This window comes from Candidatus Binataceae bacterium (genome assembly GCA_036495685.1).
In the GTDB taxonomy this organism is placed as follows: Bacteria; Desulfobacterota; Binatia; order Binatales; family Binataceae; genus JAFAHS01.
In genome coordinates, this window is sequence record DASXMJ010000147.1 from 20,840 (window position 1) to 32,582 (window position 11,743).

The window sequence follows — 11,743 nt, forward strand, 5'->3', positions numbered from 1 at the left end:
TTTTCCCGCAGTCCGTCCGAGCGGCGAGTTTGGAGTTAGCGAATGAAGGAGCAATTGGAGGAGATCCGACGGCGTGCGTTGGCCGAGCTTTCCGTTGATGCTACCGCGCAAGCGATCGAAGCGGTCCGGGTGCGCGTGCTCGGCCGTTCCGGCGAGCTCACCGAAATCATGCGCGGCATCGGCGACCTCGCCCCGGACGAGCGGCCGCTGGTCGGCAAGCTGGTCAACCAGATCAAGCGCGAAGTCGAAAGCCGGATCGCAGCGTTGCAGGACAATCTGCGCGGCCGCGAGTTGGAACGCTCTCTCGACGAGGTGAAACTGGACGTCACCCTACCCGGCATGAAAATCCCGCGCGGCCGCATTCATCCGATCACCCAGATCATCGAGGAGATGCTGGATATTCTGTGCGAGATGGGCTTTGAGATCGAGTACACCCAAGATGTCGAGGACGATTTCCACAACTTCGCCGCCCTGAACTTTGCGCCCGATCATCCGGCGCGAGACATGCAGGACACCTTCTTCCTTCCCGGCGGACTGCTCTTGCGCACCCACACCTCCAACGGACAGATCCGCGTGCTGGAGCGCCGCCGCCCTCCGCTGGCGGTGGTATGTCCGGGGGGGTGTTACCGACGCGACGACCCGAGCGTGCGCGCCTCGCCTGCCTTCAACCAGATCGAAGGCTTCATGATCGATCGGCATGGCCGCATAACCATGAGTCATCTGAAGGGTGTCCTCACGGAATTCGCCAAGGGCTTTTTCGGCGAGACCGGGGTCCGTTTTCGGGGAAGCTTCTTTCCCTTCACCGAACCGAGCGCGGAGCTCGACATCTACTGTCTGCTGTGCGCTGGGGCGGGATGTCCGGTGTGCAAGTACAGCGGATGGACGGAGGTGCTGGGCTGCGGAATGATCCATCCAAACGTGCTGCGGGCGGTCAAACTCGATCCCGCGGAATACCAGGGTTTCGCGTTCGGAATGGGCGTCGAGCGTACCGCACTGATGAAGCTTGGCATCGATGATATGCGACTGTTTTTTGAAAACGATCTCCGGTTCCTCGCACAGTTCCCATCGGTCAGCGGGGGTGTGCGATGAAGCTGCCGCTGAGTTGGCTTGGTAAGTTCGTCCAGCTCGATGCGACCGCCAACCAGATCGCTGATCGGCTGAGCGCTGCCGGACTGGTCGTCGAAAACATCCAAAAAATCGAGCCCGCCTTCCAGGGCGTGGTGGTAGCGAAAGTGGTCGAGGTCGGCCGGCACCCCAACGCTGATCGCTTGAGCCTCTGCCAGGTGGACGCGGGCGCCAAAGGACGCTTCAGCGTGGTTTGCGGAGCGCCCAACGCCAGGACCGGGATGACGGCGGCGCTGGCGATGGTGGGGGCCCGGCTCGCCGGCGCCGACAAGGGACAGCACGGAGATGGCGTTCCCCGTCTGGAAGATCTGCCGGCTCTGGAGGCGGCGACCATTCGCGGCGTGCGCTCGGAGGGGATGCTCTGTTCGGAGCGCGAACTCAAACTTTCGGACGAGCACGCGGGAATTCTTGAACTGCCCGACGACGCGCCAGTCGGAAGCGACCTGGCCGACTTCCTCTTCCTGCCCGATTCCCTGCTGGATGTGGAAGTTACCCCCAACCGGGGCGACTGCCTTTCTATCATCGGTCTGGCCCGCGAAGTGGCGGCGATCTTCGGTGTCCGGCTTAACGTGCCGCGGCCACGTCCGATTCGCGGCGGTACTAAAACGGAGCGCCCGGACAAGTTTGTTGTCGAAATCATGGCCCCGGACTTGTGTCCGCGTTACGCCGCGCTGGCGATGACGAATATCAAGATCGGGCCTTCGCCCATCCGCCTCCGCCGCCGCCTGGAGCTATGCGGGATGCGCGCGCTCAACAGTGTGGTCGATGCGACCAACTACGTAATGCTGGAGACCGGCCAGCCGCTACACGCTTTCGATCTGAGTAAGATCGCCGAGGGAAAGATCGTGGTGCGCCGCGCCGACGCCGATCGCGAATTTACTACCCTGGACAACCTCACACGCGACCTTCAGCCTGATGATCTGTTGATTGCCGATCCGGCCAAGCCCCTGGCGATCGCCGGAGTGATGGGCGGACTGAACTCCGAGGTCAGCGAAGCGACCACCACCATCCTGCTCGAGAGCGCGTACTTTGAGCCCGCCACGGTGGCGCGCACCTCCCGACGCCTGCAACTCTATAGCGAGGCGAGCTCCCGCTTTGCGCGCGCGATCGATCGCGCGGGGCAGGCGAGGGCGCTGGCTCGCGTCGCGGAGCTAATCGGCGCCTTCTCGGGTGGCAGGCTCTGGGGCGACTTGAGGGACGTCGAACCGCGCCCGGCGCCGGTGCGCAACATAAGCCTCGATCTCACCATCATAGAATCGCTCATTGGGGTAGCGGTCGCTCCCGCCGAGAGCCGGCGGTGGTTGAGAGCGATAGGAGCCGAGGTAAAGTCGGCCGGTCGCGGGTCGTTAAAGGTCGTGCCCCCGTCCTGGCGCGCCGATTTGAACGAGCCCGCCGACCTGGTGGAGGAAGTGGCACGGCTGGGCGGCCTCGACCATATCCCCAGCGGTCTGCCGGCGCGGATTGCAGCACGGCCCAGCCAGAGTCCGTTGCGCGCATTTCTCAAGAACACACGCGAAGTGATGCTGGGAGCGGGCCTCAACGAAGTACGGACATTGGCGTTCACCGGACCCGCCGATAACGTGAGGTATGCGGGCGTCACGCCGGAACCTAGACCGGTTGTCGTTCAGAATCCCCTGTCCGCGGAACTCAGCGAGCTGCGGCTGAGCCTCATCCCTGGGCTGACCGGGGCGTTACGGTTCAACCTCAATCGGCAGGCCTCGGCGGTGCACACTTTCGAGCTTGGAAAAGTGTTCGCGATGCGCGAGGGCAGCGCCGCCGAGACTCTGGTGTTGGCCGGGCTGAGTTACGGTCCATATCTCATTGCGGCTCTCGGTCAGGATGGGGTCGGCAGCGGATTTTTTGCTATGAAGGGAATCCTCGAATCGTGGTTCGCCGCAATGGATGTCCGCGAGCGAATTTCGTTCGACGTCGCCGCGCCTTCCGAGGTACCGTTTCTACATCCCGCCCGCGCCGCGAAGATCGCGGTCGAGGGCTCTCGGGTGGGCTATCTGGGTGAACTGCATCCCGGGGAGGGGCTACGACTCGAGCTCGACGGACCGTGCGCGGTCTTCGAACTTGACTTAACGAAATTCATTTCTTATGGTTTCACGCCGCGCAAAACGATCGAGGTACCCCCGCGTTTTCCCACGGTTAGACGCGACGTGGCACTGGTTCTCGAACGCGGGCTCCCGGCCGCGACGGTTATCGAGACCGTGAAGGAAGTTGCGCCGCCCTTGCTAGAGAGTGTCGAGGTCTTCGATGTTTACGAAGGGCAAGGGATCGAGTCGGGGAAGAAGAGCGTTGCGCTGGCTTGTCGATACCGGGCGAGAGATCGCACGCTGACAGATGAGGAGGTAAACCGGATCCATTCGGCGGTGGTCGAACGGGTCAGGACACGCCTGGGAGCTGGGTTGCGGCAGTAAAGCGTGCTCGTTGCGAGTTGGTGGGGACCAATACGCCACAGGGCATGACCAAAGCGGACCTCGTAGATCTGATTTACGAGCGAGTAGGCTCCTCCAAGAAGGAGGCCTCTGCAATTGTTGAAGCGGTTTTCGCGATCATCCGTGGAAGTCTGTGCGAAGGGGATAAGGTCAAGATTTCCGGCTTCGGGACGTTTATCGTCAATCACAAGAACGCCCGCCGCGGCCGCAATCCGCAAACCGGTGTCCCCATAACAATCGACTCGCGCCGCGTGCTATCCTTCAAGGCGAGCCAGGTCCTCAAGGATCGAATCAACAACGGCATTTCCGCCCGGCCATGACCCGCAAAAGCCGCCCTGCCGCGCCCAAGCGTAACAAGCCCAAGGCCGCGGCGCCCGCGCGGACTGTGACCCAGCTAGTCGCGGGGATGCCCGAGCGAGGCCTCAAGATTGGGGAAGCGGCTGAGGTACTCGGGGTGGAGACTTACGTGCTGCGCTTTTGGGAGACGCAGTTTCCGTTTCTGAGACCGCGCCATTCGCGCACCAAGCATCGCTTCTACCACGACCTCGACCTCGAGGTGCTGCGCCTGATAAAAGGGTTGTTGCATCAGGAAGGCTTCACGATTGCGGGAGCCAACAAGTACATCCGCGAGAACGGGCTCGAGACTCTGTTGGCGGGCAAACCGACTACTGTTATGCGACCCGAACAAACACCCTCTGCGGGAGAAACTCCCCAGAAATCTCCGGTCGACGGACACACGCGTCGGGTGCTTTCCGATGTACGCCGCGATCTCGAGTCGTTGCACAAAATGCTCGAGTAAATAAATTCGATGTCTGATCCCCTCCTCATAAGTTCCACCTTTCCGATGGCGCGCTGCAGATCGTGCCAGAAGGATGTACTGACCTGCGTGCAGTTCGATCATGACGGTGTCGAATACCGCAGCTGCGCGCATTGCGACACGCCGATCGCCAGCGAACTGTCGTGGGTCAGTGCAACGGAGTTGGAATCGAGCGGTTACGAGATCGGTCAGCGCCGCGGCAACAAGGGTGGGTGCGGCTGCGGCTCAGGCGGTTGCAGCATCCGCAAGCCCTGACACCCGATTTCGTGGAATTGCCCGCCGAGCGGCGGCAGGACAGCTCCTCCCCGTGGCTGCTTTCACCGCGCGCCGGCGTGCACCGCAAAGCTCTTAAGCGCGTACTTTACATCAGCTCACTACTCCGGTCTGGCGCAAAGCTTCGTAGACTACGATCGACACAGCGTTGGCGAGATTCAGGCTTCGTACTCGAGGTTCGAAAATCGGGATGCGGAAGGTGGAATCCGTCCGCTCGGCGATGAACTCGGGGCCGAGCCCCTTGGTCTCGCTCCCGAACACCAGGTAGTCGCCGCGGGCATAGTTGGCGGCCAGGTAACTCGGCTCGGCGCGCGCGGAGAAAAATTTGGCCGCGAGTTTTTGATTGGCCGCGACGAACGGCTCCCATCCGGGATAGGTGCGTAGATCAACCAGCGGCCAGTAGTCCAGTCCGGCGCGTTTGAGGTAGCGATCCGCGAGGGAAAAACCCAGCGGCCCCACCAGATGCAAGCGCGTCTTTGTGGCCGCCGCCAGACGCGCGATCGATCCGGTGTTTTGCGGAATCTCCGGGCGCACCAGCACGATGTGCAGAGCGGGTTGGTCGGGGCTCAAGTGGGAGGAGCGCTCGCGATTGGATGCCGCACGCCGCTGAGATTCAGAAAGAATCTCCCGGTCTCATCGCACTCGAGCCTATCCGTCAGATGATAGTAAGCATTGCGCAGAAACCGCGCGCGGAGTTTGCCGCTCTTGACCCGTGCGTAGAGCGCGTTGTCCGCGCCAACCTGCAGGGCGGAAGCATCGAGGGGCTCGCGGGTTTCATCGTTTAGCAGCATCGCGAAGCCACCGAGTCCGTCGTCCTCCAGCGTGCGGACGACATAGGGTGTGTCTTCCACCCTGATCGACGCCCGTTCATCGCCGACCTGCAGAAAGAACGTCCCGTCTGGATTGGGCTGAATTGATTTGCTGAACAACAACGCGATGCGTGGATTGTCGATCCGCTCGTCATCGGTGTACCAGTTGCCGTCGCGCCGGAACGAGATTTTTCCCGATTCGACCGGGTAAAAGCCAGCTCGCGCCATCGTCTATTTACGGTTGCGGCTATCCAGGATGATCGTGACCGGACCCTCGTTGACCAGGTCGACTTCCATCCGGGCACCGAACTCTCCCGTCTCAACCTTAACATCACGTTGGCGAACGAGCGAGATGAAGTGTTCGTAGAGGCGCTGCGCTTCCAAGGGGGGAGCCGCGCGAACGAACGATGGACGGCGTCCCGACTCGGTATCCGCGAGCAGGGTGAATTGCGAAATTACCAGCAGCTGCCCACCGACCGCGCCGAGCGCCAGGTTCATTTTGCCGGCGTTATCCGCAAAGACGCGCAATCCTAGCGTCCGATCCGCGATAAAGGCCGCATCGGCTTCCGTATCGTCGCGGGCGACTCCCAGGAGCACCACCATTCCGCGCGCGATGCTTCCCACCACGCGGTCGCCGACCCTGACCTCGGCCCGGCTGACCCGTTGAAGAATTGCCCGCACGATTGCGTCGTATATGGGGAGGGTGCCACAGAGCAAGCCGCTAAAACATGTTCCGTTCGACCTGTCGGGAAGCTTACTATAGTCTCATCGCCCTATGATTCCGGTCCTTTTTCATATCGGACCTCTGTCCGTTTACAGCTATGGCATGATGATGGCGCTGGGGTTTCTGGCCGCCGACTACGTCATTACGCTCGAATGTCGACGGCGCGGGATCGTGACCGAGTACGCCTCGTCCATCGTGGTGTGGTCTGCGATTGTCGGAATAAGCAGCGCCCGGGTTCTGGATATCCTCAACAATTTTTCCAACTATTGGGCAGATCCGAAGTCGATGATCCTGTCGGGTTCTGGATTTGTTTGGTACGGCGGTCTGTTCGGTGGAATTTTCGGCGCCTATCTGGTCTCGCGCTACTACAAAATAGGGTTTTTAAAAACCATCGACATGTGTGGCCCCGCCCTGGCCATCGGACAGGCGATCGGACGACTGGGGTGCCAGCTGTCCGGCGACGGTGATTGGGGTTTGCCCTCCAAGCTACCGTGGGCTATGGCCTATCCGCGCGCGATCGTCGGATGGAACTCGCAGACCGTGCTCAAGCTGGACGCGCACGGTCAGCTGGTCTCGGGTTTTTTTCCGGGCGTCCGTGTGCATCCGGCGCCCATCTATGAGACGCTGCTATATACGGGGGTTTTTGTCATCCTTTGGAGACTGCGCGGCAGGGGTTTTGCCGACGGTCAATTGTTTTTCCTGTACTTGATACTCGCGGGCACAGCTCGTTTCATGGTTGAGTTCGTACGAATCAATCCGCGCGTGTTTATCGGCCTTAGCGAGGCGCAATTGATCGCAATTGCCATGATTATCTTCGGGTCGATGGCGTGGTTCCTGGTGGGAGCCAAGCAGGAGAGCGTCGCGGCCAAGCAGGCGATACACGCCTGAAAGTCATGAGAGCAACTAACAAACTGATCTATACCGTCGCCGCAGTGATCGCGCTGGTGGGGATCGTGCTCCTGATCGCCGGCCAGCTGCGCGACAATCACCGCACCCCCAACCCTGACCGGGAACAAGCATCCCCCCATGAAGAGGAGCAAGAATCGCCGCCGGTCGCCGCGGGAGACAAAGCCGCGAATTTCAAGCTCGAAGCTCTCGATGGCACCACGGTGTCACTGGAGCAGCTGAAGGGTAAGGTGGTCTTTCTCAACATCTGGGCCACGTGGTGCGGTCCATGCCGCGAGGAAATGCCCTCGATGGAGACGCTGTACGATGAGCTCCGCACTAACCGGGACTTCGTGATGCTCGCGGTCAGCCAGGATACCAAAGGCCGCTTGGTGGTCGCGCCCTATGTCGAGAAAAACGGTTACCGCTTCAAAGTTCTGCTCGACCCGGAAAACAAGGTCGGCGAGGCGTACGATGTCAGCGGCGTACCGGAAACGTTCATCATCGATCGCGGCGGCAGGATCGTCGCCCATCACATGGGTGCTTTCGACTGGTCTCGTCCCGACGTCAAAGACGCGCTCAGGCAACTTCTTGAGTCGAAACCAAGCTGATTGGTTAGATAAGAATCCCGGTGCATCAGAACCGTGGTTTTGCTTAAATTGAAGAACTCTGCAATGGCCGGTGTCGCATGGCGGTAATAAAGCGGAATCGTTGGGCAATAACTTTGGCGATCTTTGTGATCGCCTCTTTCCTGGGACTCGGTTCGGTGGCGGTGCGCCGCGCGCAAGCGCTGCCCAACGATACGTACCAGGAACTGGAAACCTTCGCGAACGTGCTCGCGATCGTCCAGAAAAACTACGTCGAGCCGGTTACGACCAAGCGCCTCATCGACGGTGCGATAACCGGGATGCTCTCATCACTCGACCCGCACAGCGCCTACCTCACACCCGAGTTGTATCGGGACCTGGAAGTGGAGACGCGCGGCAGTTTCGGGGGGCTCGGGATAGAGATCACGATCAAGAACGGCATCCTAACCGTGATGTCGCCCATCGATGACACCCCGGCCTATCGGGCAGGTATCAAGTCCGGCGACCAAATCATCAAGATCGACAACGACTTCACCAAGGACATGACCCTGACCGAAGCGGTCAAGCGGATGCGTGGGCCCAAAGGATCGAAGATCAAGTTGACCATGCACCGCCAGAATGTCCCCGAACTTTTCACGGTGGCGATCGCGCGGGACGTGATCAAGATTCCGTCGGTCAAGGCCAAGAAGCTCGATGAGGGCTTCGACTACATCCGGGTCAGCACCTTCCAGGAGAACACCGACGAGGCGGTGCAGAAGGCGCTTGACGACTTCGAGAAGGAACACGAAGGCCACATCAAGGGCCTGGTTCTCGACCTGCGCGACGATCCCGGTGGCCTGCTGCAGCAGGCAGTGAAAGTCTCGGATGAATTCCTCGACGGCGGCATGATCGTTTACACCCTGGGTCGTCGGGAAGACCAGGAACAGAAGTTCTTTTCCCACAAGAAGACGGGTTTTGACGACTACCCGCTAGTAGTACTCGTCAACGGCGGGACCGCGAGCGCCAGCGAGATCGTCGCCGGGGCACTGCAGGACCAGCGCCGCGCGGTCGTGGTCGGCACGCAGACCTTCGGCAAAGGCTCCGTTCAGACCATCCTTCCGCTCGACGATCATTCGGCCCTTCGCCTCACCACGGCGCGCTACTTCACTCCCAATGGGCGCTCGATTCAGGCGGTAGGTATCACGCCCGACGTTGATGTGGAGCCCCCGAAACCAACCCTGGCGGCGCTCGAAATTCCGGGGGCCGAGGTCGACGAGAACCCGGAGATTCACGAGAGCGACCTGCCGCATCACTTCCAGAACGGGCAATCGCACAAAGACAGCGAAGGTGCGACCGCGCCGGCGCCTCAATCCAGTACCAGCCCGTCGGCCACCAAGCCCGGGACCAAGTCCGGCAAGGCCCAGAAAGCCGAGAAGGAAGAGAAGGAAAAGGACGTCCAGCTCGAGAAGGCAATCGACATTCTCAAGCATTGGAATTCATTCAAGCTGCAACTCGCCAAGGGCGACGTGCAGCAGAGCGTTTCTTCAAGCGGTCAGCAGCAATAGCTGAGCAACTCGGTCGGGAATTGGCTGCGGCGGCCCGGAAACAGGCCGCCGCTTTTTTTCGGCGCATCTGAATGTGCGGCCGCAAGCCGGCTGGTCAGCGCGCCCTGATTACGCTCGACCCTGCGCGTCTATCGCACCGCGAGCGAGTAAGGCTTCATGCTGCGCTTCCAGACGCCGCAGGATATCGATCATCACCTCGTCCTGCTGTTCCAGATGCAGCATGATGGACTTCACTTCTTGTTCGGCCTTCGTGTTGATCTCATAGTCGTGCTCCGCCATGAGTCGGTCTTTGTCGGCCTGCCGATTCTGGGACATCATGATGATCGGTGCCGCATAGGCAGCCTGGAAGCTCAGCGCCAGATTCAGCAGGATGAACGGATACGGGTCCCAGTGGCGCACGAAGGCTATAGCGTTGAGTGCGATCCATCCGCCGAATAGCAGCGACTGGATGACGATGAAGGACCAGCTGCCCATGGTCTCGGCAAAACGGTCGGCGATTCGCTCGCCCGCGGTCAGTGAATCGTCGTGCCTACGGTTTATGTTCAGTACGGGCGGATGGTCGTGCATATGCCTGACCCGCACGCGTTCCCATTTTCAGGCCAAGCTCTCATCGCTCATCGCTTGCCCTCCTGCTCACCGACGACCGTACGCGGGCATGAATCTAGCTCCGTAGGAGCCGCGCCGCTGAAATTCCTGTCTAGCTTCAGAACCGTGCTGGCGTGGCGGCGGCTTGCCCTTAAGCGATTGGAAGGCAGGCCTGGGAGCCTCGGGACTTGAACCTCCCACGGGACGGAGAGCAACATCGCGGGCCAGTAGATGAGCGTCAACTTTCTCATCACCGGAACCGGCAGCCGAGTGGGCAAGAGCACGGTTGGCTGCGCGCTCGGCTTTGCATTTCGAGCGCGCGGTCTTCGCATCGGGGTGATGAAACCCGCCGAGGTTGGTTGCGCTGATCACAACGGCCAACTCGAGGCCTCCGACACTCGCGCGCTGGCACTCGCCGCAGGATGCGATCTGCCTGTGGAACTGATGTGTCCCTATCGTTACCGCAGTGCGACCTCTCCCCCGGCTGCAGCCGAACTTGATTCGCAGCCGCAGCCCGAGCTCGGACGAATCAGCGATTGCTTCGACCGCATCGCCGCCGCAAGCGACCTGGTGTTGGTCGAGAGTACCGGCGGCCTGGCCGAGCCAATAACCTGGCAGTCGGATTTCGCGGATCTGGCCGCGGCGCTAGACCTTGAGGTGATAGTCGTGATCGCGAACCGGCTGGGAGCGATTAATTCTGCGCTGCTTACTTTGCGCTATGCAGCGAGTAAGGGATTGCGCGTCGCCGGCTGGATATTGAATGACCTCGAACCCGCCGTGCGGCCGGGGGACCCAACCACCGTCAAAACCCTCTCGCGCTTGACCGATACTTCATGCCTGGGCACCATGCGCTTCAAAGAGCCGCTCAGCATCGAGGTGGTGGAGAAACTCCTGCTCCGCGCTTCAGGGGTTACCGTGCCCTGAATCAATGCGCCGGCGTCGTAGCCGGCAAACCCGCTCCTCACCTCGCTTACTACTTGTGATACCCTTGGTTCGCCATGGACGAGCAGTTGGTAATGGGCTTTGGGCCCCGATCTGCGAGGGCGCTCAGCGTGACCCAGCTCCTCAGGTTGATCAGCGAGACCCTGGAGGACCATCTCGACCGCGTTTGGGTTGGTGGTGAGGTGTCGAATGGGCGCCTCGCCGCTTCGGGCCACTTCTACTTCACCCTCAAAGACGACCGCAGCTCGATCAGCGTGGTGATGTTTCGCAGTGATTATCAGCGCTTGCGATTTCAGATCAAGGACGGCATGGCGTTGATGATCCGCGGGCGGGTCAACGTGTTCGAAGCGCGCGGTTCAGTGCAGATCGTCGCGGACGAGATAGAGCCGCGTGGCCTGGGCGCTCTGCAGATTGCCTTCGAGCAGCTCAAGAAGCGTCTGGCCGCCGAAGGACTGTTCGACCGCTCCCGCAAACGCCCGGTGCCGTTTCTGCCTCACACCATCGGAATCGTAACTGCCCGTCGCGGTGCGGGTCTTCGTGACATCGTGCATGTCCTGCTCGACCGGTTCCCCAATGTTCATCTGCTGGTGCGGGCCGCGAAAGTTCAGGGCGATGGTGCCGGATGGGAGATTGCGGAGGCGATTGCCGACCTTAACGAAGATGGCCGCGCCGAGGTGATCATCGTAGGTCGCGGGGGCGGTTCGCTGGAAGACTTGTGGGCATTCAACCAGGAGATCGTAGCGCGCGCGATCTTCAACTCCCGGATTCCAATAATCTCCGCGGTGGGCCACGAAATCGACTACACGATCGCCGACTTCGTCGCCGATGTTCGCGCTCCGACCCCGACGGCCGCAGCGCAGATGGTGGTGCCGAGCCTCGTGGAGCTTCGCGAGCAAATCTCGATGGCGCACGCAGCGCTTATCGCAAGAATGAGACGGGAACTAGGTGGGTGGCGTGAGACAGTGGATGATCTCGCCGTCCGGGTGCGGCACCCTGGCGCGCTGGCCGCGC

14 protein-coding genes are annotated in these 11,743 nt (G+C 61.0%); 10 read left to right on the forward strand and 4 right to left on the reverse strand.

The features are described from left to right. Positions 1–42 precede the first annotated feature (42 nt). From pheS to VGI36_14010, 5 genes are read left to right on the forward strand one after another with little or no spacing between them, the layout of a single operon-like run. Positions 43–1,089: a phenylalanine--tRNA ligase subunit alpha gene (gene pheS, locus VGI36_13990; GenBank protein HEY2486257.1), complete on the forward strand. Its 1,047-nt coding sequence runs from the start codon at positions 43–45 to the stop codon at positions 1,087–1,089. Beyond that, entirely contained in the window at positions 1,086–3,548 is a 2,463-nt protein-coding gene (gene pheT / locus VGI36_13995) for a phenylalanine--tRNA ligase subunit beta (GenBank protein ID HEY2486258.1), read from the forward strand. Before pheS ends, pheT begins: the two co-directional genes overlap by 4 nt. 44 nt (positions 3,549–3,592) lie before the next feature. Beyond that, positions 3,593–3,886, forward strand: a complete 294-nt coding sequence (locus VGI36_14000; protein HEY2486259.1) for an integration host factor subunit alpha — start codon at positions 3,593–3,595, stop codon at positions 3,884–3,886. Beyond that, positions 3,883–4,365: a MerR family transcriptional regulator gene (locus tag VGI36_14005; GenBank protein HEY2486260.1), complete on the forward strand. Its 483-nt coding sequence runs from the start codon at positions 3,883–3,885 to the stop codon at positions 4,363–4,365. The genes VGI36_14000 and VGI36_14005 overlap by 4 nt, the downstream gene beginning before the upstream one ends. A gap of 9 nt (positions 4,366–4,374) precedes the next feature. Then, the gene (locus VGI36_14010) at positions 4,375–4,638 is read left to right on the forward strand and encodes a hypothetical protein (GenBank protein HEY2486261.1); all 264 of its coding nucleotides are present in this window, start codon (positions 4,375–4,377) and stop codon (positions 4,636–4,638) included. 111 nt (positions 4,639–4,749) lie between these two features. Here the strand turns inward: VGI36_14010 and VGI36_14015 are convergent, their stop codons facing one another. From VGI36_14015 to dtd, 3 genes are read right to left on the reverse strand one after another with little or no spacing between them, the layout of a single operon-like run. Then, entirely contained in the window at positions 4,750–5,226 is a 477-nt protein-coding gene (locus tag VGI36_14015) for a tRNA (cytidine(34)-2'-O)-methyltransferase (protein HEY2486262.1), read from the reverse strand. Continuing rightward, on the reverse strand, positions 5,223–5,693 hold the full coding sequence (locus VGI36_14020; protein ID HEY2486263.1) for a DUF1285 domain-containing protein: 471 nt from the start codon (positions 5,691–5,693) through the stop codon (positions 5,223–5,225). Before VGI36_14020 ends, VGI36_14015 begins: the two co-directional genes overlap by 4 nt. A gap of 3 nt (positions 5,694–5,696) precedes the next feature. After that, on the reverse strand, positions 5,697–6,182 hold the full coding sequence (gene dtd, locus VGI36_14025) for a D-aminoacyl-tRNA deacylase (GenBank protein ID HEY2486264.1): 486 nt from the start codon (positions 6,180–6,182) through the stop codon (positions 5,697–5,699). A gap of 58 nt (positions 6,183–6,240) precedes the next feature. Between dtd and VGI36_14030 the strand changes: the two genes are divergently transcribed. The 3 genes from VGI36_14030 to VGI36_14040 all read left to right on the forward strand — a co-directional run bounded on the left by VGI36_14030 (position 6,241) and on the right by VGI36_14040 (position 9,205). Further along, positions 6,241–7,077: a prolipoprotein diacylglyceryl transferase gene (locus VGI36_14030; GenBank protein ID HEY2486265.1), complete on the forward strand. Its 837-nt coding sequence runs from the start codon at positions 6,241–6,243 to the stop codon at positions 7,075–7,077. Positions 7,078–7,082: 5 nt separating this feature from the next. Then, a complete protein-coding gene (locus tag VGI36_14035; GenBank protein HEY2486266.1) occupies positions 7,083–7,685 on the forward strand; it encodes a redoxin domain-containing protein in 603 nt (200 codons plus the stop codon). Between the two features lie 77 nt (positions 7,686–7,762). After that, positions 7,763–9,205, forward strand: coding sequence for a S41 family peptidase (locus VGI36_14040; protein ID HEY2486267.1), 1,443 nt, complete (start codon positions 7,763–7,765; stop codon positions 9,203–9,205). A 108-nt stretch (positions 9,206–9,313) separates the two neighbouring features. Here VGI36_14040 and VGI36_14045 read toward each other — a convergent pair whose 3' ends face one another. Next, positions 9,314–9,787 (reverse strand): DUF1003 domain-containing protein, encoded by a 474-nt coding sequence (locus VGI36_14045; GenBank protein HEY2486268.1) that lies wholly within the window; start codon positions 9,785–9,787, stop codon positions 9,314–9,316. Between the two features lie 234 nt (positions 9,788–10,021). Here VGI36_14045 and bioD point away from each other — a divergent pair, with 234 nt between their 5' ends. Both bioD and xseA read left to right on the forward strand, forming a co-directional pair. Further along, the gene (gene bioD, locus VGI36_14050; GenBank protein ID HEY2486269.1) at positions 10,022–10,714 is read left to right on the forward strand and encodes a dethiobiotin synthase; all 693 of its coding nucleotides are present in this window, start codon (positions 10,022–10,024) and stop codon (positions 10,712–10,714) included. A 128-nt stretch (positions 10,715–10,842) separates the two neighbouring features. Further along, positions 10,843–11,743: exodeoxyribonuclease VII large subunit (xseA, locus tag VGI36_14055; protein ID HEY2486270.1), on the forward strand; the 901-nt coding region annotated here is incomplete at its 3' end.